This is a genomic window from Bradyrhizobium sp. 179 (genome assembly GCF_023073535.1).
Taxonomy (GTDB): Bacteria; Pseudomonadota; Alphaproteobacteria; order Rhizobiales; family Xanthobacteraceae; genus Bradyrhizobium.
In genome coordinates this window covers 182,431-201,407 of the sequence record NZ_JADPJR010000157.1, presented here as the reverse complement: position 1 = coordinate 201,407, position 18,977 = coordinate 182,431, and the positions used below count along the sequence as shown (strand labels likewise).

21 protein-coding genes are annotated in these 18,977 nt (G+C 56.8%); 7 read left to right on the top strand and 14 right to left on the bottom strand.

The features are described 5' to 3' along the window. Nucleotides 1-160: 160 nt before the first annotated feature. The 4 genes from IVB12_RS36425 to IVB12_RS36410 form a co-directional block, all read right to left on the bottom strand. Nucleotides 161-988 (bottom strand): hypothetical protein, encoded by an 828-nt coding sequence (locus IVB12_RS36425; RefSeq protein WP_247307545.1) that lies wholly within the window; start codon nucleotides 986-988, stop codon nucleotides 161-163. Then, nucleotides 985-1,227: a helix-turn-helix domain-containing protein gene (locus IVB12_RS36420; RefSeq protein WP_247307543.1), complete on the bottom strand. Its 243-nt coding sequence runs from the start codon at nucleotides 1,225-1,227 to the stop codon at nucleotides 985-987. The genes IVB12_RS36425 and IVB12_RS36420 overlap by 4 nt, the downstream gene beginning before the upstream one ends. 368 nt (nucleotides 1,228-1,595) lie before the next feature. After that, nucleotides 1,596-2,906 carry an integrase family protein gene (locus IVB12_RS36415; protein ID WP_247307541.1) on the bottom strand — a complete coding sequence of 437 codons (1,311 nt, stop codon included), beginning with the start codon at nucleotides 2,904-2,906 and terminating at the stop codon, nucleotides 1,596-1,598. A gap of 366 nt (nucleotides 2,907-3,272) precedes the next feature. Continuing rightward, nucleotides 3,273-3,584 carry a hypothetical protein gene (locus IVB12_RS36410; RefSeq protein WP_247307539.1) on the bottom strand — a complete coding sequence of 104 codons (312 nt, stop codon included), beginning with the start codon at nucleotides 3,582-3,584 and terminating at the stop codon, nucleotides 3,273-3,275. A 263-nt stretch (nucleotides 3,585-3,847) separates the two neighbouring features. On the opposite strand from IVB12_RS36410, the gene IVB12_RS36405 reads away from it, so the two are divergent. The 4 genes from IVB12_RS36405 to IVB12_RS36390 all read left to right on the top strand — a co-directional run bounded on the left by IVB12_RS36405 (nucleotide 3,848) and on the right by IVB12_RS36390 (nucleotide 6,207). Beyond that, complete coding sequence (locus IVB12_RS36405; RefSeq protein ID WP_247307537.1) at nucleotides 3,848-4,306, top strand: hypothetical protein; 459 nt, start codon at nucleotides 3,848-3,850, stop codon at nucleotides 4,304-4,306. A gap of 495 nt (nucleotides 4,307-4,801) precedes the next feature. Then, the gene (locus tag IVB12_RS36400) at nucleotides 4,802-4,990 is read left to right on the top strand and encodes a helix-turn-helix domain-containing protein (RefSeq protein ID WP_247307534.1); all 189 of its coding nucleotides are present in this window, start codon (nucleotides 4,802-4,804) and stop codon (nucleotides 4,988-4,990) included. A 1-nt stretch (nucleotide 4,991) separates the two neighbouring features. Then, nucleotides 4,992-5,165: a helix-turn-helix domain-containing protein gene (locus tag IVB12_RS36395; RefSeq protein ID WP_247307530.1), complete on the top strand. Its 174-nt coding sequence runs from the start codon at nucleotides 4,992-4,994 to the stop codon at nucleotides 5,163-5,165. A gap of 4 nt (nucleotides 5,166-5,169) precedes the next feature. Continuing rightward, nucleotides 5,170-6,207, top strand: a complete 1,038-nt coding sequence (locus IVB12_RS36390; protein WP_247307527.1) for a CHAT domain-containing protein — start codon at nucleotides 5,170-5,172, stop codon at nucleotides 6,205-6,207. Here IVB12_RS36390 and IVB12_RS36385 read toward each other — a convergent pair. Continuing rightward, nucleotides 6,204-6,578: a hypothetical protein gene (locus IVB12_RS36385; RefSeq protein ID WP_247307526.1), complete on the bottom strand. Its 375-nt coding sequence runs from the start codon at nucleotides 6,576-6,578 to the stop codon at nucleotides 6,204-6,206. The genes IVB12_RS36390 and IVB12_RS36385 overlap by 4 nt on opposite strands. Nucleotides 6,579-7,299: 721 nt before the next feature. On the opposite strand from IVB12_RS36385, the gene IVB12_RS36380 reads away from it, so the two are divergent. Then, on the top strand, nucleotides 7,300-7,494 hold the full coding sequence (locus IVB12_RS36380) for a hypothetical protein (RefSeq protein ID WP_247307524.1): 195 nt from the start codon (nucleotides 7,300-7,302) through the stop codon (nucleotides 7,492-7,494). A gap of 354 nt (nucleotides 7,495-7,848) precedes the next feature. Here IVB12_RS36380 and IVB12_RS36375 read toward each other — a convergent pair whose 3' ends face one another. The 8 genes from IVB12_RS36375 to IVB12_RS36340 form a co-directional block, all read right to left on the bottom strand. Then, nucleotides 7,849-8,688, bottom strand: coding sequence for a hypothetical protein (locus tag IVB12_RS36375; RefSeq protein ID WP_247307521.1), 840 nt, complete (start codon nucleotides 8,686-8,688; stop codon nucleotides 7,849-7,851). Nucleotides 8,689-9,039: 351 nt separating this feature from the next. Beyond that, a complete protein-coding gene (locus IVB12_RS36370) occupies nucleotides 9,040-10,410 on the bottom strand; it encodes a hypothetical protein (RefSeq protein WP_249817435.1) in 1,371 nt (456 codons plus the stop codon). 179 nt (nucleotides 10,411-10,589) lie between these two features. Next, the gene (locus IVB12_RS36365; RefSeq protein ID WP_247307519.1) at nucleotides 10,590-11,042 is read right to left on the bottom strand and encodes a hypothetical protein; all 453 of its coding nucleotides are present in this window, start codon (nucleotides 11,040-11,042) and stop codon (nucleotides 10,590-10,592) included. A 232-nt stretch (nucleotides 11,043-11,274) separates the two neighbouring features. Beyond that, a complete protein-coding gene (locus IVB12_RS36360; protein WP_247307517.1) occupies nucleotides 11,275-12,138 on the bottom strand; it encodes a hypothetical protein in 864 nt (287 codons plus the stop codon). A 19-nt stretch (nucleotides 12,139-12,157) separates the two neighbouring features. Next, entirely contained in the window at nucleotides 12,158-13,288 is a 1,131-nt protein-coding gene (locus IVB12_RS36355; RefSeq protein ID WP_247307516.1) for a hypothetical protein, read from the bottom strand. 37 nt (nucleotides 13,289-13,325) lie between these two features. Next, the gene (locus IVB12_RS36350; RefSeq protein ID WP_247307514.1) at nucleotides 13,326-13,469 is read right to left on the bottom strand and encodes a hypothetical protein; all 144 of its coding nucleotides are present in this window, start codon (nucleotides 13,467-13,469) and stop codon (nucleotides 13,326-13,328) included. A 459-nt stretch (nucleotides 13,470-13,928) separates the two neighbouring features. Beyond that, the gene (locus IVB12_RS36345) at nucleotides 13,929-15,206 is read right to left on the bottom strand and encodes a site-specific integrase (protein WP_247307512.1); all 1,278 of its coding nucleotides are present in this window, start codon (nucleotides 15,204-15,206) and stop codon (nucleotides 13,929-13,931) included. Nucleotides 15,207-15,823: 617 nt separating this feature from the next. After that, nucleotides 15,824-15,973, bottom strand: coding sequence for a hypothetical protein (locus IVB12_RS36340; RefSeq protein WP_247307510.1), 150 nt, complete (start codon nucleotides 15,971-15,973; stop codon nucleotides 15,824-15,826). A 216-nt stretch (nucleotides 15,974-16,189) separates the two neighbouring features. On the opposite strand from IVB12_RS36340, the gene IVB12_RS36335 reads away from it, so the two are divergent. Beyond that, nucleotides 16,190-17,092 (top strand): hypothetical protein, encoded by a 903-nt coding sequence (locus IVB12_RS36335; RefSeq protein ID WP_247307508.1) that lies wholly within the window; start codon nucleotides 16,190-16,192, stop codon nucleotides 17,090-17,092. A 59-nt stretch (nucleotides 17,093-17,151) separates the two neighbouring features. After that, nucleotides 17,152-18,393, top strand: coding sequence for a pentapeptide repeat-containing protein (locus tag IVB12_RS36330; protein ID WP_247307506.1), 1,242 nt, complete (start codon nucleotides 17,152-17,154; stop codon nucleotides 18,391-18,393). A 208-nt stretch (nucleotides 18,394-18,601) separates the two neighbouring features. On the opposite strand, the gene IVB12_RS36325 is transcribed toward IVB12_RS36330, so the two are convergent. Then, a complete protein-coding gene (locus tag IVB12_RS36325) occupies nucleotides 18,602-18,799 on the bottom strand; it encodes a hypothetical protein (RefSeq protein WP_247307504.1) in 198 nt (65 codons plus the stop codon). Nucleotides 18,800-18,977: the final 178 nt, after the last annotated feature.

Below are 18,977 nucleotides of genomic sequence, written 5' to 3'. Positions count from 1 at the left end.
ACATGTTAAGAGGACATGTTAAGAGGACATGTTAAGAGGACATGTTAAGAGGACATGTTAAGAGGACATGTTAAGAGGACATGTTAAGAGGACATGTTAAGAGGACATGTTAAGAGGACATGTTAAGAGGACATGTTAAGAGGACATGTTTACGCATTTCTTATCCGATAATGTTGATTTCGTTAGACAAGTCCTTCTTGGCTATACCGCGTCGTATGGCATTCCACGTGAGCGTGCTTTCCAAGAGCACAAGATCGTTGTTTGTGATGAGCAGAAGGCGCGGGGCATAATCATGGACGCGTTGCACGAAATCGAATTGCCCGTGACGCTTCATGTCCCTGATGCGGGCTGTGGCCTGCCGCGGGTCGGCTTCCTCTTCCAGTACGTTGCGGAATATGCGGCGCTCAGACTGTCGTCGATCGAACTCGACGAACCGGATGTTGCGCAGAATGACGAGCGTTGGATTTAGACCGATCAGACCGTGATGATCGATCCCGCATTTTGCGCGCTTTCTTAGACGCAGATCCATTTTCGCAACGTTCGGCCCTTTGGGCTCAAGCTTGGATGGGAAATCGTCGTAGAGAGCTACGTTGCGTGGCGCTTCGTACGGGCAATAGATTGATCCTTCTCCACCTGTCAGATTGTCGAACGTCTCAATGGGCATGGCTTTGCGATGCTTCAACAGGAGGTGCTCCTTGATGAAGATCAGGTTCTCTGATGCAGGCCCGATTGCGTCCGACGATATGTCGTAGCGCGTGAGATTTCCGCGCAGACGATCGCATAGGCTCGCCATCTTTTCGAGGAGGTCAGGCTGAGGGCATTGGAACGCGACGAGCATGCCCATCGCGTTCCTGTTTACGTACGGCGTGTCCCCGTAGATTTTGCGAATTGATGCCCAGTCGGCAGGCGGTAGCCTCTTCATGGGGAAGAAGTAGGCGACCGTGTCAAGATAATGCCGAAATCTGACGGGCGTGATGCCCGTCGTCATTTCGCGGCGCGCTTCGCGTATTTGTCGACCAGGGCTTCTAGATCGGCATACCGGAAATAAAGCTTGCCGGATCGTTGCCGTTTAGTACTGGCGTTGAGAAAGACAGGCTGGAGTTCTCCGGCCTGCATCAATCGCCGGAGATGCGAGACGGAAATCCCTCCCAGCATCTCGCGGGCTTGATCGCGAGAGACAAGCAATGAGCGAGGAGACGGGGATACGTTAGTCGTCGTGACAGACATTCGAGTGATCCATATCGCTATGGACATCGCTTCTCAGCGAAGTCCTTTTGCGATGTGGATCAGAACCGGGCTTGTCTGATCGGACGATGGAGCGCGCCCACGACGAGGCCGCCATGCATTCCCCGGGTGTACATCTGGCCCCGGTTACGCCGCGGTACCCTAACCAACAAGGGCTCGGCCTTGAAGGACGCCGCACGCATATGATGACAAGACGCTCAGGCCTCGTCAATCCAATGGATTCCAGTGACGTCCGGCGAACGTTTGCAATCACAGGGCGATTTTCAGCGGTATCCGTGGCTTTTGGGCATTCCCCGCGTCTTGCGGTGGGGAGAGCGCGCGGACCGCAGGCAGCCGCTTCGCGCGAGCGTCTATGGACGTTTGCCACGGGCGAGGGGGATCACATTCGACGCGATAGGATCGGCGGGAGGAGCCCCCTGATCCGGAGGCAAGCCAACGATCTCAGCGATGTGCTGCGAGAGACGAAGCAAGGCGTCGGCGCGCTTTTCTTTGAATTTCGAGCGGACATAAATGCCCTTCACACCAGGCAATGCGTGGCCGATCGTGACTTCGCCCGTGGTCTCCTCAATGCCAATATCTTCCATGCGAGTTCTGGCCGTGCGCCTTAGGTCGTGCAAAGTCCATCGCGGAAGCTGCCGGGGTAATAGCTCCAACAATTCTTCTTTACGCTGGCCGAAGCTGTTGAACGGCTTGTGCTCGCCGTCGTGGCAGACGCCGAAGACATACGGATTACCCTCGATGCGGGGCAGGCCATTGAGAATTTGAAGGGCGAGGGGAGGAAGCTTCAGGATTTGTCCTGTGCCCTTCGCGCCCTCTTCCTCTCTGACGTACCAGGTGCCATCGATGATTTCGCTCCATCGGGCCGTTGCGAGGCATTGGCGCCGTTGGGCCGTTAAGACGAGGAGCCGGACGAGGCCGCCATAAAGCCCACCCATCTGCTCTGCGGCTCGCCAGACCAGCCTGAGTTCGTCGTCATCGAGCACGCGGTCCCGGCCTCCGCCCTTTTTCCTTTTGCCTCGCCTTTTCGATTGATAGCGGATTGGGCTCTCGTAATCGTCGATGAGGCCTTCGTCTTCGACCCAGAATAGAAGCGTCCGGATTAGGCCAAAAACAATGTCGGCCTGACGATGGCCATTTTCCTTACGCATGGTGACGCGCAACTGGGCCGCGTCGCTCTGCTTGAGGTCGAGGAACAGCTTTTTTCCCAGGGTAGGGACGACGTAGCGGCGATAGATGCGGCTTGTCTCGCGGGCCGTCCGGAAGCCGGACACGACTTCCGATATGTATTTTTCAATGACTTGCTCGAGCGTTGCAGTCAGCCACCAAGCCTGGTCCTGCCCGAGGCCTCTGGTCGATCGCTTGCCTTTCAGTCCCGTTTGAGGATCGAATGCTTTCGCGGCCTTACGCGCTGCATCGACGTTGAACTTGTCGGGGTCCCATCGGCCTATGCTGCTGTAGCGAGTCTTGCCGGTCTCATCCTTGAAGCGAACCCGGAAAGTCCGAGCCCCGCCGTAGCTGATGCGGAGGACGAGGTCGGAGCAGCCCACGTCGAAGATATCGACTTGGGGGAGATCTGGCTTGTGGCGGGCGATCCAACTGTCGCTTAGCCGCTGTCTCCGGCTTTCCTTTGGCCGTCGGCCATTTGTCGTTTCTTCACTCATCACGCTAGCCTGCGTCCCTTGGGTATCCGCTGGGTATCGATCGTGCGCTTGCGATCACATCCCTAATGGACGCAGACGATATCCGCTGAGAGTCGAAAAATCGACCTAAGCATTTGTTTCAGCTAAGAATTTTCGAGTTGACGAAATCGATGGCGCTCAATGATCGCCGATGAATTCAGCGGGAGTACGACTGTGGAACAGGAGGTCGGTGGTTCGAGCCCACCCAACTGTACCAATGTCATCAAGCTCTTAGCTGAACCTCGTAGATCGCTGAATTGCGTTTAGCGGAGGCTATAGCGGAGGTCGCGCGGCGAGTGAACCGCACCGTCGGGTGCGACGGTGCGGTAAGGCGTGCGGATGACCTGCCTAGCGTTCGTAGACGCTCTGGAACGCCGGGTAGTGCTCTTCATGGCGCTCGTAAAACCAGTCTACGATGATATCGGCCACTACTTCAGCGCGCTCGGGTTGCGTGTTTAGTCGTTCCAGAAAATCGTCAAGGCATACGCCCGCATCATCGCCGCCAACAATGAAAGAATGCCACAGCAATTGAGTGCTGACGCAATCAGGATGGGGACTTCCGTTCGCGGTCCTGATGCGGTCAATCGTTGTTCCAAGGCTCTCTTTTAGTTCAATTTTGGCGAGCGCACTGTTCTCGGATTTGGCTGCTTTTTTGGCCATTCGTTGATCCTCTCCTATCGAAGCATGAGAGCCGCCTATTCGACCCTCTAAACTGCCCATACTGATGAGAAACGATTGCGCGACCCGTTGTTCAACGTTAAGTAGCAGTAAACCGATGATTGAACGATCAATCCTTTGATCTAGCTTGCGAAAATAAATTTGAAGCCGCCACAATTCGCGTTATCGAAATTCCTCTACTCCTTTTACTCCTTGACGGAGTAATCGGAGCATGAGAGGATCCCTGCGACCTTGAGGGAAGAGGTATGACACAGTTCAGCCAAATCGCGATCGATTTTGAAATTCACAAAATGATCGAAGCTGAGCGCCGTGGCTTCGATGAGGAGCCCTACGTTGCGCTTCGGCGCCTGTTAGGACTGCCGGAGCCCAAGGCAAAAATTGAGCGGGTCCGAGCAGAAGACGGAGCGCCATGGTCTGAGGATGGGATAATCATCCCTCACGGTTCGCAGGCCAGGATGGAATATCAGCGGGGCGCGCAAGTATTTGAAGGCGCATTTCTGAATGGCCAGTTGGTCGTCAACGGGAAATCCTATGACACCCTCTCTGCGGCTGCGACGGACCTTGCCAGAACCAAGGGCGGCAAGAGAACGTCGCTGAATGGGTGGTCCTATTGGAAGGTGAAAATCAGGGGCGAGGGACCTTGGCGTCTCATGCTCGATCTGAGGCGTGCTAAACAAGAAGAGGATCTAGCCAAGCTCGCGTGACCTGAGGCGTTTGCCCGCGTGTTGAAGCGCCAGACGAGCGGCAACAAACTAATGCACTAATTTCTTTTCTAAAAAAACATTCGAGGTTTCAGCGTTTTACAGAACGTCATTAGTCAAAAAAGGTTAGTTATCGACAGGTTTGGTATAGCTGCGGCCTTGTAAAGCGGTCCTTTTCGCCCAAAATTAAGCGCGCCCCGAGCGAGGTGCTAAGCCTCAGAGGCGGCGCACCGCTCGTTCAAAGGACTGTACTGTGGTCGATGAGATTGCCGAGAAGTTGGATGTGTTGATCAAGCTCCAAGCTGCCGCTCTGACGGCTCAGATGGAGTCTTCAAAGGACAAGATCGTGTTCCTGTCTCGGGCTGGACTTCGCCCCACGCTAATTGCGGAGATAGTTGGCACAACCCCGAATCATGTGAACGTCACATTGTCGACTGCCCGAAAAGCCGCGGGACGTAGAGCAAAGAGTCGCGGCGCAGACTAATAGGAGAAAAATAAGTGACTGACGAAACTCTCAAGGCTTCAGTTCAAAAGACGCAATGGGTGCGCAAACTACTGATGCTTCAGGTCCTCGCGACTGGCTACAAGCAGAAGCATGTCGCATCTGCGCTTGGCGTAAGCGAGGCGACTGTCAGTCGCATGATGCCGAAGGGCATGCCCGCAGTGAAGGCTGAGCGCGGAGTTTGATGTGACTGAAGAGCAAGCTGACGTGATCATCAAAGAACTAGAGATGCTTCGAAAGCTGCGCATCATGGAGCTTTTCGAAAAAGGATATTCGCAAGCGCAACTGGCTCAGGTGTTAGGCGTGAGCCAGCCTACGATCAGTCGAATGGTGCCGAGAGTTTCACCGAGGAAGAGTTGACTTAATGGTCACCCGGCATTCGATCATAAACCTGGCTGGCGATCACGAAGAGACGGTAGAGCGCCTCTCGAAGCATTTAGGCAGGAATAAATTGCGGAGAAAACTGTTTAACGTAATCTATGGGCCAGGGAGCCTTCCAAGATCGAAAAAGCAGATCATGAAGGCCGCAAATGTCCGGGGGCAGGATGCTCAGCAGGCTCAAAATCAAATTGATCACCTGGCTACACATCACTTGATCATCCGAGAAGATAACGATGGATCAGTGAAGGACGGAAGCAGAAATTTATACCGGAAAGACCCAAACGTTCGTGCCATTCGCAAAGAGTTGGTAAAGTTCGCCGACAATCCGAAGGCGAGAGCCAAGCTGCCAACCAAGCGCAGGCCTGCAACCAACGTGGTGGTGCGATCCATAAAGACCATCAATCGCCGAGATCTAAAAAAGAAAGCCCACCTCAACATTCTCTATCTGACCGCTGATCCCGACAAGGCTCATGCGTTACGCGTCGATGCGGAAGTTCGTCGGGTACAGGACGCAATTCGCGGCTCGCAGTTCAGAGACAATATCACCGTGCAATACCGCCCAGCGGCGAATGTCACAACATTGCTGGACGGTCTAAATGACTTCCAACCTCAGATGATCCATTTTTCTGGACACGGTAGCCCGCGGGGGCTTGCAATGGACAATGCGAAAGTGGGCAAGCAAGCCGATGAAGCAGTTTCGTTCAGTTTGCTCGCGAAGGCTCTCGCAGCAACCGATCATCCGCCGCGTCTCGTTTTGTTAAATTCTTGCCATAGCTCTGGAGCACGTAAGCCGTTGCTCAAGCTCGGCCTTATTGTTATCTCTATGAAGACCTCCATATCTGATCTGGGCGCTGTCGCATTTGCTCCGAGCTTTTATGCTGCCCTTGCTGCAGGCCAGTCCGTGCAGGCCGCCTTCAGGCAGGGCGCAGTCGCAGTTGAGCACGTGTCGTTAAGCGAGGCTGACACGCCCGAACTGTTCTATCCGCCAGGTACGAGACCCGCAGATATCAAGCTGGCTTAGGTTGACCAGTTCGGCCAGCAGCCATCCTCTTCGTGCCGGCCGGTCCGGTTGGTGCAGGTCTGGTCCAGCAAGCGCCGGCCGACATTCTTCCAGCTCGCATCAGCCCCGAAGTAGCGAATGGCTTCGGCCTTCTGCATCTCGACGATGCGAGAGCAGCGCGAGCATTCGACGCGCAGCATATGGCGCTGGATATCAGCGAGACGGCATTGATGGATCGGCTGCTTCGGTTTGCCGGCCGCGCGCGGGTCGTCCAGCAGCGATTGCCAGAGCGCATCGGGGATCGGGTCGGAGGGGGCTGGATCGGGCGCCGACGCCCTCCGCTGCTGCTCGGCGATGCCAGCCAGTCTGTCGACCTGCTTCCGCGAGGGCATGCGCCACTCCGCCATTCTTCGATTTCCCATGGGCGACTAGAACATAACGGGAACAAAGAGTCGAGTCCTCGCAGCCGCGAAGCTGTTTCAGAGAGGGAAGCAGAACCTGCCGCTGCGTGACTAATTCTGCGGCTTTTTGGCCCCGAAACCGACGTCGGTGCGCCATCCAGTCACGGTACCGGTTAATTTTGGTTATTGTATTAATTTTAAATCGCGGTAAAATATTTAATATTGCAGCTCAAGCGGCAACCTAGGAGAGGAGCGGATCCATGAAGGTCACCTGGGGCGTTCTTTCCGCAGCGGCTTTTGCTTTGACTCTGGCGATGACGACCGCACCACCTGCCTCGGCTTGTAACGGCAAGGGGAATTGTTCCGACGCGCCCGGCCAAACGAGGGGAGCCCCCGGACCGATTGCCGGTGCAGGCCTTCCTATTCTCGCAATTGGATACGGCGTGTATTGGCTGGTACGACGGCGGCGGGCCCGGTAGGTCCGCGCGATCGCTCTCATCGATGCAGCCTGACTAGCAACCAAAAGGCCGGTGCTAAGTTGACGCTGCCAGATCACGCCTCGACAACGTGACGCCGACACAAGAGCCTCAGCTCGGTGCTAGCCCGAAGCTGAGGCTTTTCGTCCCTTGTGTGCATTTTTGCACAAAGCAGCGGAACAAGATCGGAGTTCGTGACTCTTCCCCGGGGGCCTCTCGATTGGGGATAAAAAGACTTGTCGCGCTACTACTCCTTCGCCCGAGAGGCGGCAGCAACGCTGCTGCGGCTGGCAAAAACAACAAAGGACCCGCAGGTTGCGTCTGGCTTGATCCAGCGCGCAGCCGATCTGAAGGACCGCACGGGCGAGCTTCCCCCTGTTGACATCGAGGCAACGGCAGAAGAACCGAGAAAGCCTCTGACAAAGAACTAGGGCCGCCTATGGGCGGCCTCATTATCTTTGGCATCCTTGCGCCTGGTCGCGGTTTTGATGGTGATGATGCTCGTGATGCTCATGACCACGGACGCCTCCACCTCCGGAAGTGCGAGGCTAAAGCCCATATCGGGGTAAGGCCATCGCTAGAAGAGAAGCGAGCCGCCGCCGGACGCCGGACAAGTGGAGCGGCGGCTCGCTCTGCTTGCCGCGCCCGGAAAGGAGAAGGGGCCGCAAGCTGTGTGCTGTTGTTGGATGGCACGACCTGCACACTGCGCGCCCCGGCTGGAATGAAAGATCTAAGGACCAGCCGGCATGCCCTCCCGAGACGACGGCAATCGGGAGGGATGTTCGCTAAGCTGCTCTGACGCGCACCGGCTTTGGCTTCCTGGCGCCCGCTATGGCGATGCCAAGTACCGCGCGCGGGTCTGCATCCAACCTGCGAGCGATGCCCGTCCCTTGCTCCTCGGCGAGTTCTATCAGCGCTTCCTCGTCGCGCTCACGGGCCAGCAGCTCTGCCTCTAGCTCCAGCAGCTTAGCCGCGCGCTCATCTGACGACATTGCGAGTGCAGGATGAGGTATCCTGTCGATCTCTTCGTGCAGCCGCTTCTCAAAGGCGATCGGGTCCAACCAAGCGAGCGCAGCGCCGATGTCCAGCTTTGCCGTCCACGCTCCGTCGACCTGTGCATTGAATTGCACTTGCAAAGGCTGGTCGTGGCCAAAGACGAGCTTCGGTCGGCCACGCTCGCGCTGAGTCGCGACATATGCCGATGCCTGCTCTTTCAGATCGGCTGACGGCAGCCCCGACTGCAAGACGCGCACGCGCTCCGCAGCCAGCGCTTTGATATGACCGCGCACCCTGGCCACCGCTTGGTCGATCGTCTCGCCCTTCTGCGGACTAGCTTTGGAAGTCCTAGCCATCTCATAGCTGCCATGAGCGACTGCCGTCCAATGCTTGACGGCAGCTACGAGGTTGGCGAAATGCCGATGCCGCTCTTGCAGCTCGCTCAGTCGGGTCTGGAGCCGTGAAATCTCGGCTTCGATGGAGGCGTGCTCGGTCGAGGGAGCCGTCGCCAGCGCTCTGGAAAGATCGGACGCTCGGCGGGCCACGGAGGAGACGGCGTCGTGCACCTCCATGGCGCGTGAGTCGAGCCGATCCAACTTTACGTGTGCTAAAGTTGGTAGCTCCAGCATGTCAGGCCCTCCGATAAGCGCGTTCGAGAGCCGCGCAGCGCTCGGCATATCGAACCTCGGCATCTGAGACGCCCGGCACGGGTGCTGGCAGCGTCGTCTGGGGCGGTCTGGCGGCCGCCGGCGGCTGAGCAAGCGCTGGATGGCGGAAAGCGTCCGACAGCCTGCGCTTGCGTTCGAGGTATGCGGCTTCTCTCGCATCACGGTCGGCGTCAGTGAGCGGCAACGATCCTGGCTGGTGGAGTGGGCCTGTCGGCGCGGCATCCATTACGAGGACGCGCACGCTTGCGCGGTCAGGAACGACCTTCCCAAGGGTTGAGATTGGTTTGCCGTCTTTGTCGAGTACTTGGAAGTTCATCGCAGAAGTCCTCCGCTGAACAGATACCGGGTGATCCGCCCGGCTCGGAAATCCGTGTTGTCGTCGAGATGGCCGGTGCCGACCCAGGCCATTGACGAGTCATAGGCGTACTTGCGCACGCCGACGCTTGTGAGCGCGCCGGCTACGGCATTAGCAATGTCATCGTGAGCGCCGAGACCGTGATCGATGCTGTCCTTGCCGGAGCGCGCGACGCGGCGCTCTAGGCCGACGAGCTGCTGCAAGAGCTTCGGATGGTCGAGCAGATCGACCTTCCGCGAATTCACGAGCGGCAGGAAATCGCGGTAGAGATCAGACTTCGGCTTGGCCGCGCTTTCGTAGGTGATGCCATGGGCACGGAAGGGCTCTTTGACCCACTCCCCGGCATAACGATCCCCGAGCACCTTTGTGACGCCATAGGATTTGAGCAGCGCGGCGAATTCGGAGACGACTTGCTCCGGAGAGAAGGGCGGCTTGCGCTCGCGCAGTGCATCGAGCGTCGCGATGCCGTTCTGCTTGGAAGCGATGGCGAGGGTCATAGAGTCGGCCGTGCCGCCTGATGGGTCGCAGAAGGCCGAGTATTTAACCCTTTCGATCCGGCCGCGCTCATAGACATTCTTCGAGATGCACGCTTCGACCGCTTCGCGGGTGATGAAGGCTTCGATATCAGCGCGGAATTGAGCTAGATATTCAGCGCGAGCCGATGTCGCGTCGCGCTGCATCTCGGCGTCGATGAAGCTTTGCGGCACGCTTGGGTTCATCCGGCGAGTCGCCGCTTGCCAAACTAGGACCGGATCACGCTCGCGGCCAAAATGCGCCCGATGCGCCTCATAGAGCACGCCGCGCCGCGCATAGGGCGAGCTGGCACACAGCAACATGCTATTCGGGATGGTGCTCATCCCCGGACGCAGCGCATTCAGAACCTCATAATCGGGTTCGGTGCTATCCTCGGCGCGCCAGAAGGCGACTTCGTCCAAGAGAGCGGCGACGAGGGTATAGCCGCGCACCGAGCGGAAAGAGCAAGTCGCCACTTCGATTGAGACCGAATTGGCGAGATCGAAACCTTCCGCCGTCTCTCGGGTGATGAGCTGCGCCAGCATCGGCACGCCTTTGAGCAGCGCGGCAATGTAACGAAGGATGACGCGGCTCTGCTTTCGGTCGGCAGCGATGACGAGGATCGTGCCGCGCTCGCCGGGGGCCAGATAAGGTCGATAGTCGAAGAAAGCAGCTAGGAAGACGGCGACGAGCGCGAGAATGAAGCTCTTGCCGGCGCGGCGGCCGCAGACAAGCCATGCCTCTCTGGCGATATCACTCGGCGCATCATTGCGGGACGTACATTCGCGATAGATGCCGAGCTGGTCCGCATCCATCGGCAGGGCGAAGAGGGCGCAGAGGAAAGCGAGCCATGGCTGCCAGCTCTGCCAGTCGTCCTCGAACCATGACGCGAAGAGCTGTGGGTCATGGATGCAGTCGATAATGGAGCCGTCGCGCTTTGATCGGAGACGAGGTATGGGCTTCCTTAGTTCAGCGGAAGCCCGATACCTCTGGATCATGCAGCCCTCACTCGATCGCTGCCATTGAGTCGATGCGGATCGTCGTCATCGATGATGCGGCTGCGCAGATACTCGCGAGGGCTGACCGGCGTGAGGTCGCGCGGCTTCCGCTTGATGCCGAGTTCTTTGAGCAGCCGGCGCAATGAATTCGAGAGTGTCTGGTAAAGCATCAGGTCATCATTCGATGACTTGCCCTCCGCCAGAGCGAACTTCATCTCCAGTTGCTCCAGCGCCGTCATGTGGGTGGACGCAGTCCGCACAAGCGCCATCTCGCTCGTGCTGAGACGATCGGCGCCGCCAAGATCAGCCGAAAGCAAATCGACAAGATCACGAAATCTTCGATAGTAGAGAGTGCGCTGGTCTACTTCCTTCGGAAATAGACTTTTGCCATTCGTGACACGCGATCGGGCTTTAGTCTTTCGCTGAGTGAGTTGCTTGCTTGCAGCCATCTGCATTCCAGATGCTTCGAGATTTTGCGCAAGCTGGGTCTATATCTCCGCTAATTGCAACCCCGTGCTGGAATGCTGCCTTTTTAAGGAGGTCTGCTGCTGTCGACCTTCTGGTCGCAAATCAGAAAATGCCGCTCACCCGCTCATCCGAGCAAAAATATTCGGCTGAGGCGTTTGTCTCTCCGGGGGAGCGCATGGCTTGCGAATACACTGCTTTAATTGAGCATTGCGCTCAAACTGCGCGTGCACGCACCGCCGCCTCGAGCTTATTGATGAAGTCCATAATCAGGTCTGCGGTTGCCTGAACATAATTCTTTGTGAATACGTTCAGCTCGTTTCCATCCTTGTCGAAGCCATTTCTGTGTACGCAATCGTGCCGCAGTCTGATGTCCTTCAATAGTCTGGCTTTGTCGGAGATGAGAGCTAGGATCTTGATCTGGAGCGCGCAGCTATAGAGAAAATCCACCTTTAACAGATTGTGGTAGAGAATAGAGCGAAGGTATCGTTCGATCGTTAGAGCGACGATGTCTGGTTCTGCCGCAATCTCGCCAATCGTAAATTTCTGCTCATTCAGGTCCTTGTCGTCCGACATGAGCCGCGCTTTCGCATCGGCGTCATCGAGTACGGCGTTCAGCAGCGTGTCGGCGAGATAGGCTTCCATGGCCGTGATCTGGTGTGAAAAAATCATCCTGTTGAGCAGCGCGTGACCCTCGTCGCTTCCTTTCTCAACCAGCAAGGCTGATGTCTCATTATAGGAAGCCATGAACACGCTGTACGGATCGTCAGGAACAGCGTAGTCGCTCCAATCGTCCACATCAGGTTCGTGTCTAAGCCCATACTCGAAGTCGTTTATAACTTTGTGTCCTTGAGCGTCGGTCTCGCGGTTATTCTCAATCCCGACCGGGTATTCCCATAGCGACCAGCGAAGCCTCCCCAATGCCTGGTGCTCTATGACGGCTTGGTATTCCGTTTCGGGGCCCATTTGCCTTTCATCGCTGCTCACAGCGTCCCAGTCTAGCTCGTCACTTTCGATCTCGTAGATTTCACCAGTGCTCTTGTGCTGGATTCGGGCGGTGCCCTTGCATTCGACGATCATTTCCTAACCCGCGTTCGCGTTATTGGTGTTGCCTTCGGCCTGCACTACTATAGGGGTACATGATGCTGTAGTCCATCTTGTGGTCCACGCTTTCGGGCAGCTGCATGATAAGAACCGAAGATGGATGCTCAGCCGCAGATGGATGATGAGACTGCTGATCACGCGTTAGCCAGGTGAACGCGTCCTTAGGACCAGACACAGCTCCCCATGTGAGGTGATCTTTGATGGCGAACCGGCTATTCAGTGGCTCCAAGAGCTTGATGAGGTGGGGCTGCCGATCTTTGAAGAGCTGCACCCGTCGCTGATAATTGCGCTTATAGAAGCCGCGAACGCGGCCTGGGTTGGCGCTGCTATTGATGTCATCGGCAATGTGCTGCTGGAAGTCGAGGATCCGGATGTGCTTGTCGAATAGCGCTCTGGGGTTCAGCCGAATTAGCTGCGAAGGTCGGTGGAGGTTTTGGGCCTTAGCCGCATCGGAGGTTTGGAAGCGCAGCTCCAAATGCACAGCCGGCTTGCCAGCATCAATCTTGCTCGGCAGGTCATGGTACTCTGCGAGATTGCGGTCGGGTCTGATTTGACCAAGGTGCCACTCGGTCCAATAGAGAGTGCTCTCGAATTCGAACATGGCCTGCGGGCGGCGCCAGCGCAGGATGGCGCACTCGCGGATGACCTTGGCCATCAGCTCGATTGACATGTCGAATGGGAAGATATCGAAGGCGATATCGAAGCGGCTGAGGCTGCCGCCATATTTGTCGAGTGCGGTAAGCAGTTCTGGCGTCGGCTGATGTAGGTGGAGGCGGACGCCCCATCTATTGCCTTCAGCGTCGCTGATGTCCTTGAACCAAACTGGCCGGCCCAGAATTGCTCTCGCCTCAGCAAGCAGGCCTTTGGGCCGGCGAGGGTAGGTGAGTTCGAGCGTGTCGAGGTAGGCCTCGACTTTCGCGATAAGCGGCTCGTCCAGCGCTTCAGCGGCCGAAGCTGCTAGATCGGCGGGCCGGATCAGCTTTACCGATGCGGACGAGCTTCTAATCGTGTCGAGCGGCGGGGTAGCGCCTTGACGGCGGATAGACTTAATCTTGGTCATGGCATCGCTTTCATGGAGCGGTGTTCGAATGCCGGCGAGGCGCGCCGGCGCGATGGTGGGGCGCATCCTTGTGGTCGGGGTGCGCCCCTTCTGCTTTCGGGAGTCAGGTCTCGACGAGAGCCATGACATCTGCCCGCCGATAGAACGCCTTGCAGGTCTTGCCGGGCTTTAGCTTCACGGGTGGCAACTTGCCGGCTTTCTCGAGCCGGATGACGGTCGGGTATGAGATGCCACCGAGCATCCGCATGACCTGCTTGCGCGAAAAGAGAAGTCGGTCGTCAGGGATTGCATCAGCCCGCACACGAGCGGTTGTTGATCTGGTCGAATTTCCTGCAGACATAGGCACAGTCCTTCTGCGCGCCGAACAGAGTTCGTCGCTTGCTAGAGGATCTGGCCTGCTGGGCTCAGCTCAGCGGCTTCGATCGGCCGTGTCACTTCGATCTTGAGCACAAGCTGCAGAAGCTTGCGGGCTCGACGGCGCCGCCTTGGACTCTCTGGTCTCAGCTCTGCTTTATTCTCTCAACTCAGCTAAGCTTTCAGGGCTAGGCCGGGAAGTGACATTGCCTCCATCATTGGCTGCGCGGATTTTATCTGAAGAAATCAAAGATGAGCAATAGGGCTGGCCGGGCATTAGAAGCTCCGTCATTCGCGAAAATTTCTCCGCTGCTTGCCTGGCGCAATTCCAAAGACGCGATGACGGAGCTGCTTATTGAGCGGAGGCTGCTTCCGCGCTCCGCGCCTTGCGCCGCGCTAGCGTAACCACATTTGCCGGCGCCGGCTCGACGAGTTGCTGGAGATATCCCGCAACACGCGCAAGCGCCTCGGCCTTCTGCTCGAAATAGAGAGACAAATTGTAAACGCCCTCGACGCCCTCAATCGCGTGACCGAGCACTTGCTCTGCAATTCGATCGTCAATGCGCAAATCGGTCATCAGCGTGCGCGCGGTCCGCCGAAGGTCATGAAGAGTCCAACGCGGCATTGTCGCCGGGAGCAGCTTCCGAATTTCTTCCGCACCCTGGCTGAAAGAATTGAGCGGCTTGTCGCCGTACCGGCCAGCGAAGACATACGAGCACTCCGCGACCTTGGGGGTGCCCTCAAGTACCGCCATGGCGAGACGCGGCAGGCGGAGCTTGCCGGCGTTACCTTTCTCTCGCTCTTCGCTGGGGATCGTCCAAACGTCTTCCTCGATATCGGCCCACCGCATGGTGACGACCTTATCGCGGCGCTGGGCTGTCAGGAGAAGGAGCTTGACGAGGCTGCCATAGGGGCCGAGCTGGCCGGCGGCCTTCCAGACGAGCTTGATCTCATCCGGGGTGAGTATCCGCTTGCGGCGGTTCTTAGGGGTAGCCTTCTGCTTCCGGGCTTTGATCGGACAGACATAGTCATCATCGTCGCCCTCGGCCTCGAACCAGCGCATGACCCCGCGCACGATCCCGAAGACCGTATCGGCCATCCGGGCGCCGTGGTTCTCGGCTATGTCCGAGCGGAGCGTAATGACCTCGGATCGCTTGATGCCCTTGAAGGGCTTCTCTCCGAGTTCCGGGTACACATATTTCGTGAGACAGCGCTCTATCTCCGGCTTGGATCGGAAGCCTGCTGCATGGCGCTCAAGGTAGGCTTTGGCCACGACCTTAAATGTAGCGCGGGCCAGACCGTGACATTTTGGACTCAGGAAGGCACATGGCTTTGTGAAGAACTTTCGCGCCGCGTCGCGGGCGCCTGAGAGGGTCAGGTCTCGCGGCCACGCCTCTCCGCTCTCGGGATCGGGGAACGCGTCGGCACCATCCGGATGGTAACGGCCGAGCTTGAAGGTCTTGGTCCGGTGATCGACGTAATAGATGGCGACAAAGGTCTTCGCGCCGCCGTAACTCACGCGGAGCATCAGCCCTGGCAGCACGGCATCGAGATATTCGATCTGCTTTCCAGCTGTCGGCTTCAGGCGATTGCAGGCCTCTTCGGTGAGGCGTTTCTTCGGCATCTCCATCCTCGATTTAGCGGAGGCTCAGCGGAGGCAAATCGGGTGATTAGCCGCGATCAGCCGCGATCAAAGATGGATAGCATGTGGAGGCTAAGTCATTGAACCGCAAACTATAATTAATGCCAAGATGAGTGAGGATGAGTAGCCCTGAGCAAAGATCGGATGTGGCTGTGGAACAGGAGGTCGGTGGTTCGAGCCCACCCAACTGTACCAAGCAAAATAAGATCTTACACTGCTTTTGGTCTTTTCTTCCCATATCTGTAGCTACCACCTAGCTAACGTAATGAGCGCTTACTCGGGTAGTTCGATATCCGGCCAGCGCTGCATGAGATTCGAACGGTACCGCTGGAAATTGTCAATTCTGCCGAGAGTGAGGAACATGCGCAGCATGCGTCTGAGAACGAGAACGAGCAGGAAAAGGCCTGACACCAAGAGCCAGATTGCTGCGGGCTTTTCCTGTCCCGGTGAGCCTAGCGGGCCAACCGCTCTTCCAGTGGCAAATCCTAAGAAACCCGCCATGAGGCCTATGAAAGTGTAGAGGCTAATGAAGCCCCAGTGGTTGATTGCATAAATGTATTTATCTCGCTTGCCCGATTTAAAGTCCCTCACGAGCGCGTAACTAGCTAGTGCCTTGCCTTGTTGCGCTCAATGAAGCCTGACTTAAGTTTGCCAAAAGCGGTGCCGATCGTTGGCATCGCGAATGTAGAAAGTATGTTTGTGACGAACCCTAAAATCGTCCCAGCAACTAAGAGCCAAATGTCTTTCGCTTCCATGTGCGCTTCCCCACTCTCAAGTCGCGATGATGGGGATACTAGCCTCCGAATTGTGCGAGCAACGCAAGCTTGCTGAGATGATCCCCAGATTCGGGGTGCCCAAATTCGGGAATTTTCTACGTCGTGCCGGCGCTAGGCCCCGCTCGCGTCGTTCACGATTCCGGCCGAAAGCCACCTACGATTACAATGTGCCGGGGAAAACTGATTCGGGGCAGTATGGTGCAGACGAAAGCCAAAAGGCCGCGTCGCCTCAAGCGCGAGGCACTTGTTTTTGCGCACCTTGAGCGGGTTTCAAAGAACCTCTTAATCGATCACCCCGACATTGTGCGGGAACTGATCGGCCGGAACGCAGGGGTTTACGCCCTCTATCGCAAAAACAAGCTCTATTACGTCGGTCTCGCCAGCGCCCTGCGCAACCGACTGACCGCACACGGAAAGAACCGACACGGAAATTCCTGGGACCACTTCTCGGTTTACCTGACAATTCGCGATCAGCACCTCAGAGAGATTGAAGCGCTGTTGCTGCGAATTACGCGCCCTCCCGGCGCAAAACAATCAGGCAAGCTAGCGCAATCACGCGATCTAAAGCGCCAGATAAAGCGATCGATACGTTCGAAACAAGCTAAGCAAATGTCGTCGCTCTTTGATTGGGGGCCTATCCGAGATGACGATGAGATACCCGCGAAAGTACGCGGAGAGACTGAGTTAGTACGGCTCCTTCCAACGGGAGCCACACTACGCGCGGACTACAAGGGGAAGATATTCAAGGCCCGCGCACGCCGAGATGGCACCGTCCGCTACAGAGGCAAAACCTACAGCTCTCTGAGCTTAGCCGGCAGAGCCGTCGTACGGCGAGCCATTAACGGCTGGTGGTTCTGGAAAATCGAACGCGGCAAAGGCAATTGGGAGCGGCTCACTAAATCAGGCGCGCCGGTACTCCGATCTATAAGTGAGTTGTGGCGTCGATCCGTCCGTCATGCGACAAAAGAAAAAAAGCAATGTTCATCGATTGAGTGTCACTGTAACTGGCTGCTTCACGAGAACGAGGCAGGCGAATTTTTCCTGACGAAGCTCGGCCGCCAAGAGGTCGAGAAGTGCAACCTTCATAAGGTCGGCTAGCTGATCAGGCTGGTGCTCGGTTTGATTACGACGATGCCTGTAACAATCACGGCAGAAAAATGATCGAAAAGAGTGCTGCGCTCTATCTCGGATGTTTGCGCCGTCGAGGACATGAACTCAGCTCCTTTTTGCAACGCTCGTGGATCGTCCTCACCTTTTTCGCACTGGTGGTGCTTTTCTTCTTTGTCAGCACTGCCACGGACCCAAACTTCTGGGCCGAGCGTACCTTTGACTCCCATGGGTCGATCAAAGAGGTCAAGTTCGACGGCATGAAGATCGCGCAACAAGTCGCGCTCTTCTTGCTTGCCCTCATCGGACTGGCCCTTGCGATCTGGAGATCGATAACGTCACATCGTCAAGCGACGGCATCTCTTGAGCAAGCAAAGACCGCGATTAAACAGGCCGAGATTGCAAGCAAGCAGGCTGAGACTGCCAGCAAGCAAGCCGAGATCGCGGAGAACAATCAGAGGTTCGATAGGTACGCGCGCGCTGCACAGCTGCTAGACAACGAAAAATCAGCCGTCCGCCAAGCCGGCATATACCTCCTTCGCGAGCTTGCTATAGGTGACGAAAAGTACCGGTCTCTCTGCGCAGAGCTGTTGGCTAGTTTCATCCGATCTCACAATACAGATGCGCTTGATGCACTTGTTCCACTTAAGGACATTGAGGCGATGCAGAAACTTGCCGACAAGGCTACGCCAGCAGAAATTGTTGATGCCTTTAAGAGCATCTGCAGGACCCGGCCAGGTGGAATAGATACAGTCAATCTCCAAGGTATTGTGCTCTCCCAATTCCGGCTAGATCACCGCGATCAGCTCGTCAACTTGAACCTAAATCATTCCTATTTAAATCAGCCTCAAATTTATGGGTTGGAGGTACGCTCTTGCGAGCTAGCCAGAGCTACATTTCGGTTCGGCACGTTTCATCAGGTTAACTTTGAGGGGAACGATCTTTACGAGACCAATTTCCATAACATGGACTTTGAGGACGTTCGCTTCAGGGATACGCGATTTTGGAATTGCAGCTTTAACAACTGCACGTTCAAAGATTGCGATATGAGCGGAGCTGCGTTTGTTGATGACTTGGGCGATTTGGCTATGCCTTTTGATGTTGACGCGCTCAAGGACTCGTGGGCGTGGCAAAACAATCTGCCTCGACTAAGTGGGAAATTTGCAGGGGCCGTCTATGACCCTGGCCCTGGTAACAAGTATCGCAATGAGTTTGCTCGAGCACGGGAAAAGCGAAGAGTGTCCGGCAACATCTTCGCTTTTACTCCTGACGAAAGCTGGAAGATTCTCTAGGTAGATGGGTAGATGGTGCCCGAATGCTGTTGCATCAGAGTTGTCGCCCATTCTCAGCGTTAATTGCGGCCGCCGCCGGACGCGAGACAAAGGAGCGGCGGCTCGCAATGCCTACCGCGCCCGGAAATGAGAAGGGCCGCAGGCTGTCGGGGTTTTTCATGAAGATCGGACACTCACCGACTTGTCCGCCCCAGATCGAGGGTATTCGCTAAGCCGCACTGATCCGCTCCGGCTTCTTGGCACCCGCTACGACGATGCCGAGTACGGCGCGCCGGTCCGCGTCCAGCCTGCGAAAGGCTGCGCCTTGCTCTTCGCTGATTTCGATCAGCGCTTCCTCGTCGCGCTCGCGAGCCAGTAGCTCCGCTTCCAGCTCCAGCAGCTTGGCCGCGCGTTCATCTGATGACATCGTGAGCGCTGGGTGCGGTATTCTGCCGATCTCTTCGTGCAGCCGCTTCTCGAAAGCGATAGGGTCGAGCCAAGCGAGCGCAGCGCCAAAATCGAGCTTTGCAGTCCAAGCCCCTCCACCGACGTGTCGAACTGGGCTTGGAAGGGCCGCCCATGATCAAAGGTGCGCTTCGGCCGGC